Origin of the sequence: Hyphobacterium sp. (assembly GCF_965217055.1) — a bacterium.
Lineage (GTDB): Bacteria > Pseudomonadota > Alphaproteobacteria > Caulobacterales > Maricaulaceae > Hyphobacterium.
The window spans coordinates 894,814-917,401 of sequence record NZ_OZ244227.1 but is presented as its reverse complement, the minus strand read 5'-3'; the positions used below and the strand labels follow the sequence as shown (position 1 = coordinate 917,401).

The window sequence follows — 22,588 nt, the reverse complement described above, 5'->3', positions numbered from 1 at the left end:
CATGAACAAGCCCACCAGCCAGAATGCTTTCGAGACGCCTGAAGTCACCACCGGCCCGCTGCCCGGCTCGCGCCGCGTCTATACTGCGCCGGAAGCGGCGCCGCATCTCCGCGTTCCGCATCGCGAGATCGAGCTCCACCCGACAGCGATGGAACCGCCGGTGCGCGTCTACGACACGTCAGGACCGTATTCCGATCCCGACGCAAAGATCGATGTCGAGCACGGCCTGCCGCGCTGGCGCACCGAGCGTATTGTCGCGCGCGGCGGCGTTGAAGCCTATGACGGCCGCGAACCCACCCCGCTCGACAATGGCGGGGCGACCGGCAAATACCTCGCCCGTGAATTCCCCGTCCGCCATCGTCCGCTGCGCGGCACCGGCGCACCGCAGCCGGTGGAGCTCGCCTCCTCGCCCTGCGCCATGGATCGCGATGACAGCTGGGACAAGGGCAAGCCGGCCCGTCCGCCCGTCACCCAGATCGAATTTGCCCGCGCCGGCATCATCACCGACGAAATGATCTATGCCGCCGAGCGCGAGAATCTCGGCCGTCGCCAGGCATTGGAAAACGCCGCGGCCTCGATCGCGGAAGGCGAAAGCTTTGGCGCCGAAATCCCCGAATTCGTCACCCCGGAATTCGTCCGCGACGAGATCGCGCGCGGCCGCGCCATCATCCCGGCAAACATCAACCACCCGGAGCTCGAGCCGATGGTGATCGGCCGCAATTTCCTGGTGAAGATCAACGCCAATATCGGCAATTCCGCTGTGGCCTCCTCGGTCGAGGAAGAGGTCGAGAAAATGGTCTGGGCGATCCGCTGGGGCGGCGACACGGTGATGGATCTCTCCACCGGCAAGAACATCCACAACACGCGCGAATGGATCCTGCGCAACTCGCCGGTCCCGATCGGTACCGTGCCGATCTACCAGGCGCTGGAAAAGGTTGGCGGCGTCGCCGAGGACCTGACCTTCGATATTTTCGCCGACACGCTGATCGAACAGGCCGAGCAGGGGGTGGACTACTTCACCATCCATGCCGGCGTGCGCCTGCCTTATGTGCCGCTCACCGCCGACCGGGTGACGGGCATTGTCTCGCGCGGCGGTTCGATCATGGCAAAGTGGTGCCTTGCCCACCACAAGGAAAGCTTCCTCTACGAGCGCTTCGAGGAGATCTGCGAGATCATGCGTAGCTACGATGTTTCCTTCTCGCTGGGCGACGGGCTGCGCCCGGGCTCGATCGCGGATGCCAATGACCGCGCCCAGTTCGCCGAGCTGGAGACGCTCGGCGAGTTGACGAAAGTGGCCTGGGATCATGGCTGCCAGGTGATGATCGAGGGGCCGGGCCATGTCGCCATGCACAAGATCAAGGCGAACATGGACAAGCAGCTCGAGACCTGCGGCGAGGCGCCCTTCTACACGCTCGGCCCGCTCACCACGGACATCGCGCCGGGCTATGACCACATCACCTCGGGCATTGGCGCGGCGATGATCGGCTGGTTCGGCACCGCCATGCTCTGCTATGTCACGCCGAAGGAGCATCTCGGCCTGCCCGACCGTGACGATGTGAAGGTCGGCGTGGTCACCTACAAGATCGCCGCCCATGCTGCCGATCTCGCCAAGGGTCATCCGGCCGCCAAGCTGCGCGACGATGCGCTAAGCCGGGCGCGCTTCGAATTCCGCTGGGAGGACCAGTTCAATCTCGGCCTCGATCCGGAAACCGCGCGCGATTTCCACGACCAGACCCTGCCGAAGGAAGCCCACAAGGTGGCGCATTTCTGCTCCATGTGCGGACCGAAATTCTGCTCGATGAAGATCACCCAGGAAATCAGGGATGAATTCGGGAGCGCGCGTGCGCCGAATGATGTCGCGGATGCCGAGCAAGGCATGGCGGAGAAGGCGAAGGAGTTTAACGAGAAGGGTGGCGAGATCTATTTGAGTGAAGACAGGTCTGGAAAATAGATAGGGGCCTATTCCCTCTCCCCTCTTTAGGGGAGAGGGAATAGGCGCGCGAATGCTTGGGTGGGGCGGGGGGGGTATCTGGCGGAGGATAAGTATAGCCAGGCCAAAATATCCGTCATCCTTGCGTCATTTGCCCGAGAAGGCCGGTGTCGCCGTGATGAGGGGTTGCTGCCAGCTTCGACTCACGGTTGCATTAGCGGATGGCGACCGATTGGATAATATTTATTGATACCAACATATTGCTCGATTTTTATCGGCAAGGTGGAGAAAGCGTGTCGCGGCAAACTGCGGCGATTACTCGTCACAAAGAAAGGATAATTACCGGCGATCAGGTTCGTATGGAGTTTCTAAAGAACCGGCAAAAGGTAATTAAGGATGCAGCTTCAAAATTGCCGAAAGAAGAGCACTATTCATTTGCTTCATTAGTCGCCGAGTCTCAACCCGCTAAATCGATTAGCGGACATCTGAAGAAATTGAACGCGCAGAAGAAAAAATTGCGTGCAAGATATTCAAATATACTTGAGAAGCCCGCTCAGTACGACCCTGTGTACAAGGCAGTACGGGAGATATTTGACTTTAACGGGCCATGCAATTTAAGGCGGCCCGACAATCTTAGGTTCACTATAAGGAATCTTGCAAAAAAGCGCTTTGCACTTGGCTATCCACCTAGAAAATCCAACGACACCTCAATTGGCGATGCCTTGAATTGGGAATGGATAGTTCACTGCGCAAGGAATAGCCCAACTGCAACAGGGGTTATGATTGTTACCCGCGATGAAGATTTTGGAACCTATTATGATCGAAAAATGTATCTGAACGACTGGCTCTATAGGGAGTTCCGAGATCGCGTATCAAAAAAGAAAGAAATTCAAATCACGGCGAAGCTGAGTGAAGCGCTTCGTGCTCTTGACGAAGTGGTGAATGAGCAAGACGAGAGAGCTGAAGAGCGTTTGGTCACTGCTCGTTTGAGTGGGCCAAGAAAATCATCTCTACGATCATTTGAAAATGATATGTTGGAGGAAGCAATTCGCCAGTTCAAATCTGGTGAAGGCATTGACGAAGAAATATTAGAGGTCATCCTAAGCGATCCAAAATTGGTGGAAATGATTTTTGACGACGTGCCTGATGACTCGCGTTGATTGGCAGAAAATCCGACGCCCTATCTTAAAAACATGTCGCCCTGCGGTGACCGGTCCAACCGAATGAGTCCCACGAGTAGCCACTGGTTCTTTGTGCCAAACGTCGCATTTCGCCGTTTGTGGGTGCTGAAAGCGCACACAAGGCCCCGTTCGAAATAGTCTCGATATTTGCCGCTCAATGCTTCCAGCGCGGCTTCTTCCCCATACTGGCGTTCGAAATTCCGAAAGGCCTGTGCACTTTCCCAATCGTCGGCGATATGTTGATGCTTCGAGCCGCTCTCGGACGTCCAGTTTACGATAAACTCGTAGGGGCATGGGTCCAGCGGCCGCGCCGTCTTGTCCCATATGGAAAGTTGGTTTGCGAGATGGGCGTGTTTGGCGCGCTCCGTCTCTATGTCCTCTTCTTTCTTTTTGGTCGAAATGAATTCGAATTTGACCGGCCGCACTATTGTGAGTGACTCGCCGCGGGCGTCGGCCTCAGACAACGACGACCGGACCAGAGGATTGAGAAAGCGCGCACGTTCGCCTTGGCGAAGTTTTTCGCCGAGAGAAATCGACTCCGGAACAACTTTCTGGCTTTCGCGGCGGCGATCCTTCGGTGAGGTTGAATACCTATACCGGATCCACTGCCAACGGCCGAACTTTTGGCTCTGATTCAGTATTCTGAACGGCACCGGATACTGTCGCCGCCATTTGCCGTCGCGGCCGATCCCCGCGCAGCAGACTGTCTCGAAATAATTGCTCGATCTATGCGGCTGCGCTTTGACGAGGATGAAGCACTCGTCTTCCTGGCTTTCCAAGTGACTCAATCGTGCGCACTCCAAGATGCTGGGTGCGAGAGCCTAGCCGATCATCCAGTATGTCGGAAACCATTTTGCGATGACAGGTTGTGTGGTCGCGCTCGTAGCAGAGGAGGCAAACTCTTCTGTCCTGCGCAATTTCCTCGATTTTCCGGATGGCGTGCTGCGCAGCCTCACCGGCAATCACTTCCGAGAAAATGCTTCGGAACTCATCCCAGTCACCGCGGCGTGCAGCTTCCCGCCCGGGTTTGGGGTCACCGAGCTCTCGCAGATGTAGGTACTCGATGTTGGCCGATGAGAGCGCATCGGACAGTGCCGTCTTCGAAAAGCCTTTCCGACGCGACTGTGCTCGTTCCCGGATGTCGATCAGGATGTCGATGTCCACGCGGCTGAGGGTTGCCAGAAAATCTTCTAGCTTCGCGCCTTCATATCCAATCGTACTGATCAATATCGCCTCCAATACACGCGAGGGTAGGACTCATATAGGGATCTAGCCAATACGAGAAGGATTCACACTTCGTTACCGGAGTTTGGAAACAAAAAAATTGGCTCATAAGCTCCCTCACCTCCTTCCCCTCACGCCATTCGCCCGAATCGCGGGCTGACATTCGAAACTGCCGCGTGGGAACCGCGACAGGCTTCTGCTTGCTGTCTGGCTGGCGGCATGCCATCCGCCTCATCCCCCTTGCCGGCGACTGCCGCACCCGCCACCCTTCCGGCCCGAACCGGAAGCGAACGCCATGACTCACATCCACACCGGCGCCTGCCATTGCGGCGCGGTCAAATACGCGCTGACCGGCGATCCGCTCTTCGTGCATGCCTGTCATTGCCGCGATTGCCAGATACAGACCGGCGGGCCGTTTGCCGTCAATGCGTTGATCGAGCGCAGCCGGATCAAGCTGATCTCCGGTGAGCCGATCCGCACCGAACAGGCAACCGATAGCGGCAGGCCGCACGACATTTACCGCTGCCGGGACTGCCTGACGGCGTTATGGAGCGATTACGGCCGCCGCGAAGTGCTGGCCTTCGTGCGCGCCATGACGCTGGATGCGCCGGAACATTGCCCGCCGGACGTCCACATCTTCACCCGCACCAAAGCGCCCTTTATCGACCTGCCCGAGGGCAGCCGCGCGTTCGAGGTGTTCTACAGCATGAAAGCGGAATGGCCCGCGGCGGCGCTGGAGCGCTTTGACGCGCTCGGCACGCGCCGGCTGGGCATGGGGTGAAAGCGTTCGTCTAGCGCTTGTTCTTCAGATGCTCCAGCCCGCCGACCTGACCGGTCTTCTGCGAGGGCTGCGAGGCATTGTGCTTCTTCTTGATGTTCTTTTCCGCTTTCGGCTTTTTCGCCTCGCGGCCCTGTTTTTGTTGGCCCTTGGCCATGGGGAAACCTTTCGGGCGGACCAGGCGCCCGCCGCGTGAAACCGGCCCATCGCCCGTTTCACTCCGCCATTCTAGCATGGCTGATGCGGCGCGTATGGATTATTGCGGGGCCGAGAGTGGCCAGGCGGAAAGCATTTCACCCTGCGGTGATCTTTGTGGCCCGGCGCTGGAAACCTGCGGATTTTTCCCTCCCCTTGATGGGGAGGGAAGACGGCAAAGCCGTCAGGGTGGGGTGATCAGCGTGGCGGCGGCGAAAGCCCCCACTCCCACCCCTCCCCACGAGGGGGAGGGGAAAGCTCGCGACCCATCCTCCCACCTCATCTTGAGGCGCGAACGAAGTGAGCCTCGAAAGATCGGAGGTCAATCGCTTGGCGTGGTTCGAGGCTTTTCTTCGAAAAGCACCTCACCATGAGGTGAGTTGGTGGTTGAGGAGAAGGCGGTTTCAACCACCCCTCAAAACCGCCGCCTTAACCCCGGCCTTCGCCAGCCGGTCGGCTGCCAGGGCGACATAGTCCACCCGCTCATTCTTGAACAAGTGAACCTCCTCGTTTCGCTCGATGCCGAGAAAGCGCCGGTCTTCCAGCGCCGCGGCGACAAGGAAGCTGCCACTGCCAAATGCATTGTCGAGCACCAGATCGCCGGGGTTCGCGAAGGTCCGCACCAGGTATCGCCCGAGCGCGACCGGCTTTTGCGTCGGGTGCCAGACTGCGCGCTCGGCTTCGCTCTCGGCGGTCTTGAAATAGACCATGTCGGTCGGAAAGCGCCCGCCTTCGCTGCGCACGAGGGCGGGTTCGAAATCGCCGTACGAGCCGGTAAGCTGGTTCTTGCGCACGCCCTTGTCATAAGGCCTGCCGGGCTGCATCTGCGGATTATAGGTGCCGGGCGCGTCATAGAAGACGCAGATATCCTCATGCTTGCGCAAGGGCTGCCGGCGCGCATTGAGGAAGTTCGTCGCCTTCGATTTCTCCCACACCATCTTGTAGCGGAACCCCGCCTCGTTCGAGACGATCAGCCGCGCCGTGAACACGCCCTGCGCGGTCAGAACGATCGTCCCGCCGGGCTTCAGGACGCGTCGGTATTCGGCCCACAAACGGTCGAGATCGATCACCGAATCCCAGCGGTTCCGGGTCGTCCCATAGGGCAGATCGCAGAGCACGAGATCGACGGCATGGTCCGGGATCCGTGGCATCAGGGCGAGACAATCGCCCTCCCACAGCGCATTGTCGATGACGCGCATTTGGCGGGTCCGGGCAGCGAGCGTGACGGTATCGGACATGGCGCCTCCCCTTCCTGCTGGATCATAGGCGATTCGCGGCATTCGGGTGCGGGGTTCGATACCGGTCGACGCCCAGCACCCCGCGAGACGGCGAAATGCGCCTTGCCATCCAATCACCTCATCTTGAGGTGCGAGCGCCAGCGAGCCTCGAAAGACTGGATGCCATCGGCCCTGCGTGGCTCGAGGCTTTCCTGGCGGAAAGCGCCTCACCATGAGGTGCGTTTGAGCCAGTTTTCCAATTCGTCATCCCGGACAGGCGCCAGCCTGATCCGGGACCCATTCCGGACCGTTGCCTTCACGGCATGGGTCCCGGGTTCGCGCCAGCGGCGCGCCCCGGGATGACGAGGTGAGTCGGATCAGGGAAATTGGCACTCACATTTTCCCAGCGCATCTTGACATGCGAACATGAAAAAGCTGGAGGCCGATCGCATGCCGCCCGGCGCGAAATTGGTCCGCCCTAATTGATTTATTCAGTATGCTCAGTGGAATTCGCACGGGAGGTTGCCTTGGAACACGAAAATCTGCTCATCGGCATCAGCCAGCTGGGCGCGGTCTTTGCCGGCTTCCTGGCCATCGTGCTGGTCTTTGTCAGCAAGGATGGCCGCCTGACACCGCCGCGCGGCCTGCGCGCGCGGGCCATATTGCACTCCAGCTTCCTGGTGATTTTCGGCGCATTGCTGCCGCTCGTTCTGCTTGCCCTGCAGCTGGAAGCCGGGCGGATCTGGCAATGGTCGGCAATGATCCTGCTGCCGGTCGGCGCGCTGATGGTCGGCGAGGGGATCTGGCATCATCTAAGAATGAGCCCCGAGGACCGCCGGATCGCGGGCCTCCTGCCGACCTTCGCACCCTGGACGTTCTCGGCGCTCGGCATGGTCTCGATCTTCGCGCTGGCGCTCGGATACGGGGCAGGGGGCCTGTTCATCCTCGCCCTGATATTCGCGCTGGCGTCCGCCACGATCAGCTTCATGGCGCTGGCCCTGGAGGACTGGCTCTAGCAAAGGCGCGCGGGAGAAGCCGCAATCCGCGCCGCCGCATTCCCGGTTAGACTACCGCACGGACGCACATCACAGACCTGTGCGTGCCGGCGTTGCAGTCGTAGTAGTAGGAGACGAATCCCCGACTCCTACAATTTTCGGGATTGCTAAAAAAATCACACCTGTCCACCGGAGCGTGCCGCATGATCACTGTCCACCATCTCGAGAATTCCCGCTCGCAGCGTGTCCTCTGGCTGCTCGAGGAGCTCGGCCTCGAATATGAGGTCCGCCGCTATGATCGCGACCCCGAGACCATGCTGGCGCCGAAAGCGCTCTACGACATCCACCCGCTCGGCAAGTCGCCGGTGATCGTCGAGAACGGGATCACCATCGCCGAGACCGGGGCGATCTTCGAATACATTCGCGATACGCACGGCGCCGGAGCGCTGATGCCGGACGCCGGTACGCCGGAAGCCCGCGACGTTACCTACTGGCTGCACTATGCCGAGGGATCGGCGATGAATCCGCTCTTGATGAAACTCGTTTTCACCCGCCTGCCGCTCGGCGCCGGCGCGCTGCTGCGCCCGCTTGTTAAGGGCGTCGCCAACAAGGCGATGGACAGCTTTGTCGACCCCAGGGTCGCCGAGCATGTCGACTATTGGGAGCAGCACTTGCAGAAAACCGGCTGGTTTGCCGGCAATCGCTTCTCGCTTGCCGACATCATGATGAGTTTTCCGCTGGAAGCCGCAGCGGCCCGCGCCGGTGCGGCCGACCGGCCCGCCATCGCCGATTTCCTCGAGCGGATCCATGCTCGCCCCGCCTATCAGCGGGCGCTCGAAAAGGGAGGGCCATACGCTTATGCGTAATCCAATGCCGCTGGCGGGGCCGACCGCATGAGCGAACCCTCGACAACCTTGCCCGACGCGCCCGTTCCGGTGCGCCAGCATGCGGCATCCTTCTTCATCATCGGCACCGTTCTGATCGATGCGCTGGCCTTCGCGCTCATCATGCCGGTCCTGCCCAGCCTGATCATGCAGCTGACGGGGGAGGGCATTGGCGAAGCCGCCCGTTGGGGCGGACTCGCCACCTTTGTGTTCGCGCTGGCACAGTTCCTCTGCTCGCCGGTTCTGGGCGGCCTGTCTGACCGTTTCGGGCGGCGCCCGGTCCTGCTGATGTCGCTGGCCGCGCTATGCCTCGACTTCCTGTTGATGGGGTTGGCGCATGCGCTCTGGGTGTTTTTCGGCGCGCGCCTCCTTTCAGGAATATTCGCGGCAACCCATTCCACTGCGACGGCCTACATGACCGACATCACGCCGGCGGAAAAACGCGCCGCGCGTTTTGGCTGGATCGGCGCCGCAATGGGTGTCGGTTTCGTGCTTGGCCCGGCAATCGGGGGCCTTCTGGGCGAGTTGAGCCCGCGCACGCCCTTCTTCGTGGCGGCGGCGCTCGCGGGGCTCAATGCCCTGTTCGGATTTCTCGCCGTCCCGGAATCCCTGTCGCTTGAAAACCGCCGCGCTTTTTCCTGGAAACGGGCCAACCCGGTCGGCACGCTGACCCGCCTGTTCCGGATCGAGAATCTCGGCGTCACCATCGGTGTCTATTTCTTCATCAATCTCGCCGGCTTCGTCTATCCTGCGGTGTGGGCCTATGCCGCGATTGCCAAGTTCGGATGGAGCGAAGCGGAGATTGGAGCCTCGCTGGCCTTTTACGGGGTGATCTACGCGGTCAGCCAGATCGTAATGGTGCCTTATCTGTTGCCACGACTGGGCGAGCGCCGCGCCATCTGGATGGCGCTGTGTGTTGAAATCGTCGCCTTCATCGCGCTCGCCTTCGCCAATGCCGGCTGGCAGGTCTATGCAGTGATCTCCCTAGCCTTGTTCACCAGCATCGTGCCGCCCGCCTTGCAGAAGATCATGACCGAACGCGTCAGCGCCGACGAGCAGGGCGAATTGCAGGGGGGACTGTCGGCGCTTGGCGGCGTTGTCTTGATCCTGAGCCCGCTGATTTTCACCCAGCTCTTCCTTGCCTTCGAGTCCGGCGCATTCGGCATCCGCTTCCCCGGCGCTCCCTTCATCGTGGCGGCGATTTTCTGTGCCATGGGGCTGACGCTTTTCCTGGCCCGAAAGAAACAGAGGGCGCCGGGCGAAACCGCCTGAACCATTCATGGCCTCGTGCGTTGTTCATTGGACAGCAAAGAGGACATGACATGTCGGACCTGAAGAAAGAAGGACTGAAGAACGAGATCGCCGGCAAGGCGAAACAGGTGAAGGGCACGCTCACCGACGACGACGGCAAGAAGATCGAGGGCAAGGCGCAGGAAAGCGCCGGCAAGGCCCAGCAGGACGTCGACGAGGCGACGAAGAAAAAGGACTAGATGTCCGCCATACCGCATTGAAAAGCCCCGCCTTCGATCGGGGCTTTTTGATGTGCGGTGTGAATAGGCAGGACGCCAAGGCTTTGCTAGCGTCATCGGGACCCGGCAAAGAGGCGTTCCATGATCCGTTACCTGCTCCTGTTCTGGCTGGCCTTTATTCCCGCAGCGCTGGCGGATGATGGTCACCCGGAACCCTTTGTTGCCGAGGCCGATGCACGGGCCGAGATGGCCGCTGCCCTTGAGCGCGCAGCGGTCGACGACAAGCGCGTCATCCTCGTCTTCGGCGCGAATTGGTGTCACGACAGCCGCGGGTTGGCAGATCATTTTCGGCAGGAAGACCTGCAGGCCGTGCTCGCGGAACACTACGAAGTAATCTGGATCGATGTCGGCTGGCGCCACCGCAATCTCGACATCGCACGAGATTACGGCGTCCCGACGATCTACGGCACGCCGACTGTTCTGATTGTCGATCCGGAACTCGGCCTGATCAATCGTGGCACCATGCACTCCTGGCACACCGCCTATTCGCGCGAACATGATGTCGTGGTCCGCTATTTCCGGCAGTTTGCCTTTTCCACGCCCGGCGGAGGCGTGGTTGAGAATACGGCAGCCTATGCCGCCCTCGTCGCTGACATAGAAGCCTGGGAAGCGCGTGAAGGCGCGCGCTTGACCGCCGCCTATATCCAGTCGCGCCGCTGGCGGGAATCGCTGGATGCCGAATACGGACGGCGCGAGAGTGACATCAGTTCCGCAGAATTCTATCGCGCCTACAATGCGGTCGAAGCGCAAATCGATCAGCATCGCGGGCGCATGCGGCAGGATCGTTCCGATCTCTATACCGAAGCACGCCGCGCTGTACGCAATGCCATGCTTGACGCCGGCATCTCCCTCTCGCCGGCGGGCGCACAGGAATTTGACGCCACTGATCCCGAGATTGTGCTCGACTTCCCGGACTATTCCGGACTCGCATTTCCCTGGGAATCGGAAGGATGGACGTTGTGATCCGCTGGGCGGTCACGCTCGTCCTGGCCGTGCTGACAGGGCTCGGCTCGGCGCTCTGGCTGACCGGCTGGACACCGCTCGACCCGCCCGGCCTGTTCCGCTCGATCGAGATCGATCACTGGACCAGCGACCCGGCAATCGGCTCGCCCGCCGCCGATCCCTATACCCGCGCCTATGTCGCGCGTCGCGGCCTGCTTGGCCTGCGCCGCGAAGAGGCGACCTATTATCTGCGTACTGTGGACGATAATGGCGATGCGCTGCGCGAGAACTGTGCCTATGTCATTGCTGGCGAAGTGCCCGACGCCCGATGGTGGTCGGTTACACTCTATGCCGATGACTATTTCCTGGCCCGGAATGAGGATGATGCGCATTCGATAGATGCGTCGCGTGCATCGATCGGCGATGACGGTATCTGGCGCGCCTCGATACAGCGCGACGATCCGGTGGACGGATCCCATTGGATTTCAAGCCGCAATGCTGGCCGATTCGATCTGATATACCGGCTCTACAATGCCGACACGTCGGTTCTCGAATCGCCGGAGACGGTGCTGGCTGTGCCCGCAATCGTTCCGCTTGGCTGCCGCGGGGAGGGCGCACAATGATCCGCCTGATCGCTGCTTTCCTGATTGTCGCAGCCTCCGTGCACACGGCGACGGTCTGGTATTTGCCGCGTCTCGCCATGAACACGGCGATGTCGCGGCTCGAAAACCTGGGCGGCCAGGCGAACACCTGGCTCCATGTGCCGCCCACGGACGAGACCAGCCGCCGCGTCGTGCGGCCGTCGCCGGACCTATTGTATTCGGTTTGTCTGCTCGATTTGTCGGACGGCCCGGTGCGCCTTCGCGCGGCCGATTGGGGCAATTACACATCGCTCTCGCTGTTCTCAGGAAACACCGACAATGTCTTCGCGCGCAACGAAGACGAGGCCGGTGGTGATATCGAGATCACGGTGGCCGACGGACCGGGTGCGGAAGTCGATCTGGGCAGTGCGTCCGGTATTGCGCTGATCCGCCGCCTCGCTCCCGATGATACGCGGATCGAAGCTGCTGACGCGGTTCGGCGATCCCGGGACATGTGTGAGCCCGACTGAAAACGGGAAGACGGAAATCGCATCTCCCGCCGCACTGCAACGATTGAACGGCGCTTGGAATTCCTGCAGACAGGTGCTGATTGCGACCTGCGGATATCCCGATAAATGACCCCAATCCCCTACGCCGAACTTCACGCATTCCCAGATGGGGATGACCCCTTCACCGGTAATCCGGCCGGCGTCTGCCTGATGGGGGAGTTTCTGCCCGATCGGGTTCTGCGCGGGATCGCGCAATCAAACAATCTCTCCGAGACCGCTTTCCTGGTTCCGAGCGGCAAGGACCGCTGGGATTTGCGCTGGTTCACGCCATCCGTCGAAGTGGATCTTTGCGGTCACGCCACTTTTGCGTCAGGGGCCTTGTTGTTTGAACGCAATCTCGTCTCCGGCAAGCAGGCGACTTTTTCGACCCGCTCGGGTGAATTAAAAGTCAGCCGTGAAGGCGACGGACAATTCGCCATGGATCTTCCGAGAGTGGATTACCGCCCCGCTGAACCCGACCCGATCGTCGTCGAGGCGCTGGGCGCGGGCATTCCCGTTGAATGCCTCGACATCAGCCGCGTCCACGGAGCGAAATATCAGATGATGGTGTTTGCGGACGAGGCGACGATTGCCAATCTTCGACCCGAACACGGTCTTTTGGCGAGCGCGTTCACCAATGTCATCGCGACGGCAAGGGGCAAGTCTGCGGATTTCGTCTCGCGTTTCTTCGCGCCGACATCTGGCGTCGCCGAAGATCCGGTAACCGGATCCGCCCATTGCACCCTGGCGCCTTACTGGGCCAAAAAACTCGGACGCCCCCGGCTGTCGGCCCGTCAGATCGGACCGAGGCCAGGGGCGCTGGAAGTCGAGCCGTCCGGGGACAGGGTCATCCTGTCCGGACGAGCCGCCATGTACATGGCTGGCGAAATCCGCCTTTAGTAGGAATAGCGGCGCGGACGCGAGCCATATCCATGGCGACCGCGATGCGGACGGTTCCAGCGGCCATAGCGACCGGTGCCGTGGCCATAATGCACCACCACGTCGAGCGGGATCGCCCGGCCTCGCCGGTTCACACGCCAGAACTCGCCAGCGCGATTCGTATAGACGGTACCGGGCGTGCCGCGGCGCGCACCGGTGCCGCGCTGCAATCCGTGCCGGCGCTCATAACGGTCGGCCACATAGGACCAGGACCGCGGCGGGCAGTTGATCACCCGGCGGTCGCGGCGGTCTTCGCGTCGGTCGAACCGGCCATGATTGTAGCGGGCGTCACGGCGGTCTTCGCGCAAATCCGGGCAGGACGCGGCATCCAGATGCCACGTGCCGGCCATGGCGGTCGGCGCAGCAAGGGCTGCGAGAGAGAAGAAACCCGCGGCCGAAATCAGTTTTGCAAAGCTTTTCATCATCAAGCCTCCTGATGCGACGTCCCTGTCGCAGGCAAAGGCATAGTCGGAGCAAGCTGTATGGTAGTTGAACGACAGGTTCAGGCAGGCGTCTGTTCCGGTGCAGCTGGCGCAGCGCGTTCACGCCGCATGGACCGGTCCCGGCTCTCCGGTTACGTTGGCGCGGTAGGGACCGGACAATTCGGGGATATACATGCGGACATTCGCTTTTCTTTTTGCGGCCTTTGCGCTGAGCCTGCCCGCCTCGGCTCAGGAGGCAGGGGAACGCCTGTCATCTGATGAGATCGGGAGCTGGATGCGGGTCGTCCAGGTGAAGCCGGGCATGACCCAGGCTCCGCAAGGCCAGGTGCCGGCGGAATTTCGCGGTGACGACAGCTGCCGCTGGGCCAACGACAATGAATGCGATGACCCGCGATACGGGACCGGCGCCTGCGCGATCAACACCGACTATTCCGATTGCTGGCGCATTCTGACAGGTGCCGAGGACGATAGCTGTCAGTGGGCCAACGACAATGAATGTGACGAACCCGGACTGGGGACGGGAGCCTGCGTGCAAGGCACGGATTCGACCGATTGTGGCGATGTGGTCCAATTGCGGTTTCAAACCGACAGCTGCGAAACGGCATTCGACGGCGTCTGCCAGGAAGCGGAACACGGTGGCGATGGCAGTTGCGCGCAGCGCACCGACCGGTCCGATTGTATCGGTCGCGAACGCCCGCTCACGATTTTCGATCACTATTTCGGATATGACGACCGGGTCTTTCTCGACACGTCGGAATTTCCCTGGGTCGCTGTAGGTCAGATTGATTTCGACAGCGGCGGTGCCTGTACGGCGACACTGATCGGCCCGGATGTCCTGATCACCGCCGGTCATTGCATTGCTGACGGCGCAAGCGTGAACCCGTCAGGCTCGTTCGAGACCGGCTATGCCCTGTCGGGCGGCCCGCGTACGGCGCGCGTTATCGACTATTACATGTCACCGAACTGGGATTATCAGCGCTACAGCACGACCAATGACATAGACGGGACAGACTGGGCGCTGTTGCGGATCGACCGGCCGCTCGGCGACGAGGTCGGCTTTGTCGGCGTTCGCGCGCTGGTCGATGAATCAGGGGAGAGAGCGGCCCTGCGCGCGGAAATCTACCAGGCGGGCTACAGTCATGACACGGGCGATCATCTCTCGGGAAATATCGGTTGCCACATGGTGACGATCTATCGCGACAACACGATGGCACACGAATGCGACACGACTCGCGGCGATTCCGGTTCGCCCTTCATGATCCGTGAGGGCAACGAGTATTTCATAGTGGCGACGGATTCGAATTTCCGGCGCAATCCGAACGGACCCTATTTCTACATCGCCGCCCGCGCCGATGAATGGGTGCCGTATTACGAACCCTTCCTGAATGGCGAACTCGGTCAGTTGCGGCGGACGACGGGTGGGGATTCCGTCAAGCCGGGCAGCGGCAATACCCCGGTCGCGCCGATCAAATGACGGCCTCCGAACACCGAACCGGCCTTGTCCTGCTGTTCGCAGCGGCGGCGCTAGCCCTGCTCTACCTGTTGACCGGCTACGGTGTGCCGATCGCTTATCCCGCCACTGTCGCGCTTAAAGCGTCGGGCATTTTGCTGCTCGCCGTCTTTGCGGCGCGCCGGCAAGCCTTTCTGCTGGCATTGGCGCTCGCCGCATCCGCTATCGGCGATGCCATGCTGGTACTGGACCCCGTCCGCATGACACTGGGCATTGCCGCCTTCGGTACGGCACATCTCGTTTATGGCTGGATATTCCTGCGCCAGCTGCGCAAGTCGGGCCTCCGCGGCCCGGTCGGCTATGGCCTGGCAGCCCTGCTTGTTGTGTTCGGCGTCGCGATGCTCGCCTGGATACAGCCCGGCATGGGTGAGTTGCGCATTCCGGCGACGGCCTACAACGCCATCATACTCGTCATGGCGATCCTTGCGGTCATGTCGCGCGCGCCCTGGCTCGCAGTCATCGGCGCGCTGTTGTTTTTGGCCTCGGACAGCCTCATTGCACTCGACCTGTTCCGCGACTACGACCCGGCCTGGCGCGGTCCGGCGGTCTGGATCAGCTATGTCGCTGCGCAATTCTGTCTGACACTCGGCCTTGTCCGCGAGCGGCCCTAGAATTCCCGCACGATCGATATGTCGAACCGTGAATCGCCTTCCTCGAAGCCGGGCAGGGGATCGAATTCATGGCGATAGTGCCAGGCTGCTTCCACGGCCCAGACCTCGTTCAGGGCGGTAATAAAGGTGAATGTCTGCTCGGCACGGGTCGATTCGGCAATCAGGAAGGTGGTCTCCGCGGCAAACCGGCTGGTGTCGGTGACCTGCCATTCGAAACTCGATTCGAGATCGATCGCGAACTGGCTCTCCGCGTCCCCGGTTACCGGCGAGACAAAGCGAATGCCAGGTCCAGCCCGCAGCACCCAGTCAAGGCTTTCCGGGAGTGCCGGTCTGTAGCCGACACCGGCTCCCACGAAGGTCGTGTAATCATAGCTCGAGAGCTGGTCCTGATCGTACTCACCGGCCAGGAACAGGCTCCAGCGCTCTCCGATTTCGCGTTCACCTCGCGCATCAATTCGCAATTGATCGCGGGAGGTCAGACCATTCGCCTCCGAATACGCATAGTCGATGCCACCCTGGAATCCCCATTCCGCGAGCTCGCGTTCAATCTCCAGACCGAGTGAATAATCCTGTTGGTCGGAATTGCCGCTATCGACACGTAGACCGGCCGACAGCCGGCCCGACCAGGCATCCAGCATCGGCAGGAAGCCGTTTCCGTCATCCCGTTCCGCGACCGCGATCTCCTCGTCGACGGGCTGCGGCTGCAAGTCGACCATCTGCTGGGCGACAACGATATCGGCGGCTATGAAGCGGTTCTCGGCGAGCGTCAGGCGATCCGGCGCAATTTCAGCCAAGGCGTTCAGAACAGCCGGTGCGCCACCCGGTGAAACCCGCGCAATAAGGTCGACGGTTTCCGCAAATCCTGCATCGCCCTGCGTCGCAGCGGCTTCGGCAAGTAATCGGCGGTAATCCTCGGACAGGACTTGGCCGAACGCAGGCGCGCTGACCACAAATACCGAGAGAATGGCAAGAACGCGAATGATCATGGGTCTCACTCCGGAATTCGGAGGGAGACCTAGATCGTTGCAGGGGAGGTGTCGAGCCGGCCTAGGCGGTCTCGGAGATGAGACCTTGCTCGGCAGCGGCCTTCTTCATCGCTTGCTGCAGCTTCTCGAAAGCGCGCACCTCGATCTGACGGATACGTTCGCGGCTCACGCCGTAGACCTCGGCCAGCTCTTCCAGCGTTTTCGGCTCGTCTGTCAGCTTGCGTTCCTGAATGATGTGGCGTTCGCGCTCGTTAAGCGTGACCATTGCGTCCTGCAGCAGCGTCATGCGCTGGTCGAACTCGTCGGTCTCCGCGAGATCTTCTTCCTGGTTGACCGCGTCATTGTCTTCCAGCCAGTCCTGCCATTGGCTTTCACCTTCGGATGCCTTCAGCGGCGCGTTCAGCGACGCGTCCGGCCCCGACAAGCGGCGGTTCATAGAGATGACATCATTGTCGGTGACGCCGAGCTTGGTCGCAATTTCCTCGACCTGTTCCGGTTTCAGATCACCTTCCTCGAGCGCCTGCATCTTCGATTTCATGCGGCGCAAGTTGAAGAACAGCTTTTTCTGGGCGGCGGTCGTGCCCATCTTCACCAGCGACCAGGACCGCAGAATGTACTCCTGGATCGACGCGCGGATCCACCACATCGCATAGGTCGCGAGGCGGAATCCCTTGTCCGGATCAAATTTCTTGACCGCCTGCATCAGGCCGACATTGCCTTCGGAGATCACTTCGGCGATCGGCAGCCCGTAGCCGCGATAGCCCATCGCGATCTTGGCAACGAGGCGAAGGTGGGACGTGACAAGTTTCTCTGCGGCGCCGGTATCTTCATGCTCGCGCCAGCTTTTAGCGAGCATGAACTCCTCGTCCTTTTCCAGCATGGGGAATTTTCGGATCTCCGAGAGATACCGGTTCAACCCGTCTTCGGGTGTCAGAGAAAGCGTCATCGCGTTTGCCATTGTCCGTCCCCTTGTCTCCTTGGCTGCGGACTAGTTAGGAATTGACCCTATCCAATACTAGGGCATCACGGCGAGTTGATGGCAGTGAGTGAAACGCGAAGCGTTACCGATTGTTTCAACCGGCCGCAAACACGCCTTGCCCTTGATCAGCCACGTCGGTTGGCATTCATGCCGATCTGTTATGATGCCGGCTTTCAACCGCGGAGGTTGGCATGCAACTCAGATTTCTTTCCCTGCCTGCACTCGCCCTGGCGCCATGCGTCCTGGCTGCCACGGCCAACGCACAGGATGACCGGATTCGAATGAACACGGGCTGGCTGCCCGCCTGCGAGGAGGCCGAAGAGGAAATGTGGTGCCGGGATCGCGACGGCCGCCGAATACGCAGGCCCGGTGCGGAGACCGGTGATCGCGGCAGCTATGCCCTGCCGGAAGTGGACGACGAGGTCCTGACAGGGTTTGTCGAGGGCGATCCCGATCGTCCAATCGCGGAGGGCCGCCGCCGCGGTAACAGCGATCAGCCGGCTGTGACCGGGGAAGCCCCGGCGCTGGGTTCGGACGATGAAAACGGCTGGTATCGGGGCGACCGGGCTCCGGAGCTCGTTCAGCCTGACGGCCACACCGGTGAATCCGAACGGGAAACTGTAACGCCTGACACGGGAGACATGACGGCGGACCCCTGTCGGCAACGAGCCCACCCCTTGCGCGACGAACAACGGACGATCTCCCCTCCCGACGGCGCCAACGACGACAATGATCGCCGCCCGTCACCGCGCGGCCCGCGGCGCAACAATTGCGACGACTAGCGGGTTCTGTCAGGCGTCGAACAGGTCGCCGGACAGATAGCGCAGCCCGTTATCGATGATCACCGTCACCACTGTCTTGCCCGGACCGAGCGCCCGGGCGCGCTGCAGGGCGGCCCAAACATTGGCACCTGATGTGATGCCGCCGATCAGTCCCTCCCTGTGGGCGAGCAGCCTGGCACCGGCATAGGCATCTGCATCGCTGACCGGAATGACATCGTCGATCAGGTCGCGGCGCAATATGGAGGGCGTGAAGGACAGGCCGATCCCTTCCAACTTGTGCGTGCCGCTGGTATCGCCGCCCGACACATTGCGCACCTGGTCGGGTTCGACACCGATGATCCGTGTGACGGGGCGCGCTGCCTTGAGAATTTCCGCATTGCCGGAAATGCAGCCGCCGCCGCCAACAGCGACTATGAATTCATCGACGGGCCGGTCGAGCTGGGCGAGGATTTCCCTTCCCATGGCGTGATAACCGCGCTTGTTGTCGGGATTGTTGACCTGGTCCGGCCAGAACACGCCGGGATCCGAGGCCAGTTCGCGCGTGCGCGCGATCATGCGATCGATCACGCCGGCGGTCAGCACCCCGTTCTTGGCGGGCACGATCTCCACCTCGGCGCCGAAGACGCGCATCGTCTTTATCTTCTCCGCCGAGAAGCCGTCCGACGAAACAAAATGCGCTTGATAGCCGCGCATGGCGCAGACCATGGCCAGCGAACTGCCGGTGCTGCCGCCGGTATATTCCACCACCCGATCGCCGGGCTTCAAATCGCCGCGCGCCTCGGCGCCATCGATGATCGACAACGCCATCCGGTCCTTCATGCTGCCGGTCGGATTGGCGCCTTCCCATTTGACAAAGACATCTGCACTGTCGGCACAAGACACGTGCTCGAGCTTGATCAGAGGCGTATTGCCGATGGCGGGCATGGCCGGTTATCCCCAACCGATTGCGCGGGCCGCGAACCTAGAGCGTCGCGAGGAATTTCTCCAGACGCTGCATGTCCTTGGGCAAGTCCGAGGTAAAGTGCAGCGCCTCGCCGGTCACCGGGTGGCGAAAGCCGAGCTCGTAGGCGTGCAGCGCCTGGCGGCGAAAATCCTTGAAGGCGCGGCCATCGTCCAGCTCTTTCAGCTTCTGCGAGCGGCCTCGGCCATAGGTCGGGTCACCCAGCAGCGGGCAACCGATATGCGCCATGTGCACGCGGATCTGGTGCGTGCGACCGGTCTCCAGCCGGCATTCCACCTTCGCCGCCAGCCCGCGGCCGAGCATCGCTCCGCCTTCGCGGCCATAGGTCGCCAGCGTCGAGTAATTGGTGATCGCCAGCTTGCCGGACAGGCTGTGCGGATCGTTGACCACTGCCATCTTCTTTCGGTCGGTGTCCGAGCGCGCAATGCGGGTCTTGATACGGCCCGCGCGCGGTTCCGGCGAAGAGCGGGTAAAGGCGATATAGGCGCGCTTCACAGAGTGTTCGGCGAATTGCTCGGCGAGGCCGTTATGGGTCTTGTCGTCTTTGGCGGCGACCAGGAGCCCGGATGTGTCTTTGTCCAGACGGTGGACAATCCCCGGCCGCTCCACCCCGCCAATACCCGACAGCGATCCCGCGCAATGATGCAACAGCGCATGAACCAGCGTGCCGGACCAATTGCCGGCGGCCGGGTGCACGGCCATGGCGTTCGGCTTGTTGACGACGATCAGATGCTCGTCCTCGAACACGACGTCGAGCGGAATGTCTTCGGGTGTCGGATCGGCGGCGACGGGGTCGGGCACGTTCAGCACGTATTCCGCACCGAGGATCGTCTTGTGCGCCGGATTGGCCATCACCTCGCCATTGCAGGTGAGGTTCTCGTCCTCGATCAGGGCCTTCAGGCGCGAGCGCGAATACTCCTCGATCTCGTCCGCCAGCCAGCGGTCAAGACGTAAGCCCTTTTGTTCGGCAATCAGGGTGATGGGGGCGGTCATGCCAGCGGACTAGCCGATCACGCCCGCCCCGTCACGTCCGGAAGGCTCAAGCCCGCTCGACCAGCCGCATGAAGCGGCCGCGCAGCTCGTCGTCGGACTTGAATTCGCCGGCAAAGGTCGTGGTGATCGTCGACACGTTCGGATGGTGCACGCCGCGCGTCGTCATGCACTGGTGCTTGGCATCAATCAGAACCGCCACGCCGCGCGCATCCATCGCTTCCATGATGATATCGGCAATCTGCGCCGTCATGGTTTCCTGCGTCTGCAGGCGCTTGGAGAAGATCTCCACCACGCGTGCGATCTTGGAAATGCCCACGACGTTCTTGCGCGGCAGATAGGCAACATGGGCGACGCCTATGATCGGCGCGATATGGTGTTCGCAATGGCTTTCGACATCGATATTGGTGAGCATCACCATGTCGTCATAGCCCTGCACATCCTCGAAGGTACGCGACAACTCCTTGGCCGGGTCGGCCTTGTAGCCCGAGAACCATTCCTCCCATGCCTTGGCGACGCGCTTGGGCGTGTCGATCAGGCCTTCACGGGCGGGGTTGTCGCCGGCCCAGGCGATCAGCGTGCGCACGGCCTCTTCGGCCTCCTCGCGGCTCGGGCGGGCAGGGGCCTGCGTTTCGGGGCGCAGATCGGCGGGTGTCTTGGCGTCCATGTTGTCCATGATCCTTCCGTTGTCGGGTTGCGGCGGCAACTGCCGCCGGTGTAGTGCCGGTTTCCGGACCGAAGTACTGGACGATGGGATTAGCAGCCGCCCGATGTTCTTCCGGTTTCGCAAGTCTTGCGAGACCGCTATGTAGGCTATCTTTTCGCGCCGTCCATAGCGGACAGCGCGATTTTAAACGCATTGTGATGAAAACGATAGGACGGTCTGACATGACCCGCTTGCATCTTCACGACACGCTGACTGGCAGGAAGCGGGAATTCATTCCCGGCGATCCCGAGCGGGTGACGATGTATGTCTGTGGCCCGACCGTCTATTCCTACGCCCATATCGGCAATGCCCGTCCGGCCGTCGTCTTCGACGTGCTGTTTCGTCTGCTCAAGCGGATTTATGGCGAAAATCATGTCGTCTATGCGCGCAATATCACCGATGTCGAGGACAAGATCATCGAGACCATGAAGGCGACCGGCGCCTCCATGAAAGAGATCACGCAGAAATATGCCGACATCTATCGCGCCGACATGGGCGCGGTGGGCGTTTCCTTGCCGACCATCGAACCGCACGCCACCGACCATATCGACGAGATGATCGCGATGATCGAAAAGCTGATCGAGGGCGGTCACGCCTATGCGGCGGAAGGCCATGTCCTGTTCGCGGTGAAGAGCTTCAACGATTACGGCGCGCTGTCGAAACGCGACATGGACGACATGATCGCCGGCGCCCGCGTGGAAATTGCGCCTTACAAGAAGGACCCGGCGGATTTCGTCCTGTGGAAGCCGGCCAAGGACGACGAGCCCGGTTGGGACAGTCCCTGGGGCCGCGGCCGCCCGGGTTGGCATATCGAATGCTCGGCCATGACCGAGAAACATCTCGGCGAGACCATCGACATTCATGGCGGCGGCATCGATCTCACCTTCCCGCACCATGAAAACGAGATTGCCCAATCGGTCTGCGCCCATGGCGGCAAGATCATGGCGCGCTACTGGATGCACAATGGCTTCCTCTCGATGGATGCCGAGAAGATGTCGAAATCGCTGGGCAATGTGAAACTCGTCCACGAACTCGTCGAGCATTGGCCTGGCGAGGTGCTGCGCTATGCGCTTCTGACCGGGCATTACCGCGCGCCGCTCGACTGGACAGATGCGTTGCTCGAACGCTCGCAGAAATCGCTGGACCGCCTGTATGGCGTGCTGCGCCGGATCCGGGCCGAGTCGGGCGACGTGCCTGAAAGCGTGGAGGCGGCCCTGGCCGATGATCTCAACACGCCCAAGGCGCTTGCCGCCCTGTTCGCGCTGGCGGGTGAGGCGAACCGCGCCGAGGGCGATGAGGCGCGGGTGAAAGCCGCGGGCGCTTTGCTCGCCGGCGGTCAGGCGCTGGGATTGCTCGAAGAATCCCCCGACGCCTGGTTCGGGATCGACAGCCTTTCCGAGACCGAGCGCGCCGAAATCGACCAGCTGATCCTTGACCGGGCGGAAGCTCGAAAGACCAAGGATTTTGCAAGGGCCGATGCGCTGCGCGACGAATTGGTCGCCCGTAACATCAAGGTCGAGGATGGTCCGGAAGGCTCGACCTGGCGGCTGGGGTAGCGAGAACAGCAGAGATCTTCAAAACCCCTCACCCGGACCGCTCGCCGCTTCGCCAGCTCGCGCTCTTTCCCTCTCCCCTTCGGAAGGGGAGAGGGTAGAGAAAGGCGGCCATCATAATGGT

25 protein-coding genes are annotated in these 22,588 nt (G+C 61.4%); 15 read left to right on the top strand and 10 right to left on the bottom strand.

Annotation, left to right across the window (positions count from 1 at the left end; genetic code table 11):
* Position 1 precedes the first annotated feature (1 nt).
* Together thiC and ACOOFN_RS04645 are read left to right on the top strand one after the other, a co-directional pair.
* Positions 2-1,951 (top strand): phosphomethylpyrimidine synthase ThiC, encoded by a 1,950-nt coding sequence (gene thiC / locus ACOOFN_RS04650; RefSeq protein ID WP_420434158.1) that lies wholly within the window; start codon positions 2-4, stop codon positions 1,949-1,951.
* Positions 1,952-2,151: 200 nt separating this feature from the next.
* A complete protein-coding gene (locus ACOOFN_RS04645; protein WP_420434156.1) occupies positions 2,152-3,090 on the top strand; it encodes a PIN domain-containing protein in 939 nt (312 codons plus the stop codon).
* Positions 3,091-3,110: 20 nt separating this feature from the next.
* On the opposite strand, the gene ACOOFN_RS04640 is transcribed toward ACOOFN_RS04645, so the two are convergent.
* Both ACOOFN_RS04640 and ACOOFN_RS04635 read right to left on the bottom strand, forming a co-directional pair.
* Positions 3,111-3,899: a hypothetical protein gene (locus tag ACOOFN_RS04640; protein WP_420434154.1), complete on the bottom strand. Its 789-nt coding sequence runs from the start codon at positions 3,897-3,899 to the stop codon at positions 3,111-3,113.
* A complete protein-coding gene (locus ACOOFN_RS04635; protein ID WP_420434152.1) occupies positions 3,838-4,338 on the bottom strand; it encodes a DUF488 family protein in 501 nt (166 codons plus the stop codon). The genes ACOOFN_RS04640 and ACOOFN_RS04635 overlap by 62 nt, the downstream gene beginning before the upstream one ends.
* A gap of 292 nt (positions 4,339-4,630) precedes the next feature.
* Between ACOOFN_RS04635 and ACOOFN_RS04630 the strand changes: the two genes are divergently transcribed.
* Complete coding sequence (locus tag ACOOFN_RS04630) at positions 4,631-5,116, top strand: GFA family protein (RefSeq protein ID WP_420434150.1); 486 nt, start codon at positions 4,631-4,633, stop codon at positions 5,114-5,116.
* 10 nt (positions 5,117-5,126) lie between these two features.
* Here the strand turns inward: ACOOFN_RS04630 and ACOOFN_RS04625 are convergent, their stop codons facing one another.
* Both ACOOFN_RS04625 and ACOOFN_RS04620 read right to left on the bottom strand, forming a co-directional pair.
* Positions 5,127-5,270 (bottom strand): hypothetical protein, encoded by a 144-nt coding sequence (locus tag ACOOFN_RS04625; RefSeq protein ID WP_420434148.1) that lies wholly within the window; start codon positions 5,268-5,270, stop codon positions 5,127-5,129.
* 442 nt (positions 5,271-5,712) lie between these two features.
* Positions 5,713-6,546, bottom strand: a complete 834-nt coding sequence (locus tag ACOOFN_RS04620; RefSeq protein ID WP_420434146.1) for a DNA-methyltransferase — start codon at positions 6,544-6,546, stop codon at positions 5,713-5,715.
* 506 nt (positions 6,547-7,052) lie between these two features.
* On the opposite strand from ACOOFN_RS04620, the gene ACOOFN_RS04615 reads away from it, so the two are divergent.
* From ACOOFN_RS04615 to ACOOFN_RS04580, 8 genes are all read left to right on the top strand, one after another.
* Positions 7,053-7,541, top strand: a complete 489-nt coding sequence (locus ACOOFN_RS04615; protein ID WP_420434144.1) for a hypothetical protein — start codon at positions 7,053-7,055, stop codon at positions 7,539-7,541.
* 182 nt (positions 7,542-7,723) lie between these two features.
* Positions 7,724-8,386 (top strand): glutathione S-transferase, encoded by a 663-nt coding sequence (locus tag ACOOFN_RS04610; RefSeq protein WP_420434142.1) that lies wholly within the window; start codon positions 7,724-7,726, stop codon positions 8,384-8,386.
* Positions 8,387-8,413: 27 nt separating this feature from the next.
* Entirely contained in the window at positions 8,414-9,676 is a 1,263-nt protein-coding gene (locus ACOOFN_RS04605; protein WP_420434140.1) for a TCR/Tet family MFS transporter, read from the top strand.
* A gap of 50 nt (positions 9,677-9,726) precedes the next feature.
* Positions 9,727-9,894: a CsbD family protein gene (locus tag ACOOFN_RS04600; RefSeq protein ID WP_420434138.1), complete on the top strand. Its 168-nt coding sequence runs from the start codon at positions 9,727-9,729 to the stop codon at positions 9,892-9,894.
* 120 nt (positions 9,895-10,014) lie between these two features.
* Positions 10,015-10,896, top strand: a complete 882-nt coding sequence (locus ACOOFN_RS04595) for a thioredoxin family protein (protein WP_420434136.1) — start codon at positions 10,015-10,017, stop codon at positions 10,894-10,896.
* Positions 10,884-11,498 (top strand): DUF1214 domain-containing protein, encoded by a 615-nt coding sequence (locus ACOOFN_RS04590; protein WP_420434134.1) that lies wholly within the window; start codon positions 10,884-10,886, stop codon positions 11,496-11,498. The genes ACOOFN_RS04595 and ACOOFN_RS04590 overlap by 13 nt, the downstream gene beginning before the upstream one ends.
* On the top strand, positions 11,495-11,986 hold the full coding sequence (locus ACOOFN_RS04585; RefSeq protein ID WP_420434132.1) for a DUF1254 domain-containing protein: 492 nt from the start codon (positions 11,495-11,497) through the stop codon (positions 11,984-11,986). Before ACOOFN_RS04590 ends, ACOOFN_RS04585 begins: the two co-directional genes overlap by 4 nt.
* Positions 11,987-12,091: 105 nt before the next feature.
* Entirely contained in the window at positions 12,092-12,904 is an 813-nt protein-coding gene (locus ACOOFN_RS04580; protein WP_420434130.1) for a PhzF family phenazine biosynthesis protein, read from the top strand.
* Here the strand turns inward: ACOOFN_RS04580 and ACOOFN_RS04575 are convergent.
* Positions 12,901-13,368: a hypothetical protein gene (locus ACOOFN_RS04575; protein ID WP_420434128.1), complete on the bottom strand. Its 468-nt coding sequence runs from the start codon at positions 13,366-13,368 to the stop codon at positions 12,901-12,903. The two genes, ACOOFN_RS04580 and ACOOFN_RS04575, sit on opposite strands and share 4 nt — an antisense overlap.
* 190 nt (positions 13,369-13,558) lie before the next feature.
* Here ACOOFN_RS04575 and ACOOFN_RS04570 point away from each other — a divergent pair, with 190 nt between their 5' ends.
* Together ACOOFN_RS04570 and ACOOFN_RS04565 are read left to right on the top strand one after the other, a co-directional pair.
* Entirely contained in the window at positions 13,559-14,860 is a 1,302-nt protein-coding gene (locus ACOOFN_RS04570; RefSeq protein WP_420434126.1) for a trypsin-like serine peptidase, read from the top strand.
* Positions 14,857-15,507 (top strand): lysoplasmalogenase, encoded by a 651-nt coding sequence (locus ACOOFN_RS04565; protein WP_420434124.1) that lies wholly within the window; start codon positions 14,857-14,859, stop codon positions 15,505-15,507. Before ACOOFN_RS04570 ends, ACOOFN_RS04565 begins: the two co-directional genes overlap by 4 nt.
* Here ACOOFN_RS04565 and ACOOFN_RS04560 read toward each other — a convergent pair.
* Both ACOOFN_RS04560 and rpoH read right to left on the bottom strand, forming a co-directional pair.
* Positions 15,504-16,493 (bottom strand): DUF481 domain-containing protein, encoded by a 990-nt coding sequence (locus tag ACOOFN_RS04560; protein WP_420434122.1) that lies wholly within the window; start codon positions 16,491-16,493, stop codon positions 15,504-15,506. The two genes, ACOOFN_RS04565 and ACOOFN_RS04560, sit on opposite strands and share 4 nt — an antisense overlap.
* 61 nt (positions 16,494-16,554) lie before the next feature.
* Positions 16,555-17,451 (bottom strand): RNA polymerase sigma factor RpoH, encoded by an 897-nt coding sequence (gene rpoH, locus ACOOFN_RS04555; protein ID WP_420434120.1) that lies wholly within the window; start codon positions 17,449-17,451, stop codon positions 16,555-16,557.
* 212 nt (positions 17,452-17,663) lie between these two features.
* Between rpoH and ACOOFN_RS04550 the strand changes: the two genes are divergently transcribed.
* Entirely contained in the window at positions 17,664-18,254 is a 591-nt protein-coding gene (locus tag ACOOFN_RS04550; RefSeq protein WP_420434118.1) for a phage baseplate assembly protein V, read from the top strand.
* Positions 18,255-18,263: 9 nt separating this feature from the next.
* Here the strand turns inward: ACOOFN_RS04550 and ACOOFN_RS04545 are convergent, their stop codons facing one another.
* Genes ACOOFN_RS04545 through folE form a run of 3 tightly spaced genes read right to left on the bottom strand, consistent with a single transcriptional unit; the run spans position 18,264 to position 20,872 of the window.
* On the bottom strand, positions 18,264-19,178 hold the full coding sequence (locus ACOOFN_RS04545; protein ID WP_420434116.1) for a PLP-dependent cysteine synthase family protein: 915 nt from the start codon (positions 19,176-19,178) through the stop codon (positions 18,264-18,266).
* Between the two features lie 37 nt (positions 19,179-19,215).
* Positions 19,216-20,208, bottom strand: a complete 993-nt coding sequence (locus ACOOFN_RS04540; protein WP_420434114.1) for an RluA family pseudouridine synthase — start codon at positions 20,206-20,208, stop codon at positions 19,216-19,218.
* A 46-nt stretch (positions 20,209-20,254) separates the two neighbouring features.
* Positions 20,255-20,872, bottom strand: coding sequence for a GTP cyclohydrolase I FolE (folE, locus tag ACOOFN_RS04535; RefSeq protein ID WP_420435011.1), 618 nt, complete (start codon positions 20,870-20,872; stop codon positions 20,255-20,257).
* A 221-nt stretch (positions 20,873-21,093) separates the two neighbouring features.
* Here folE and cysS point away from each other — a divergent pair, with 221 nt between their 5' ends.
* Positions 21,094-22,467, top strand: a complete 1,374-nt coding sequence (gene cysS / locus ACOOFN_RS04530) for a cysteine--tRNA ligase (protein ID WP_420434112.1) — start codon at positions 21,094-21,096, stop codon at positions 22,465-22,467.
* Positions 22,468-22,588 lie beyond the last annotated feature (121 nt).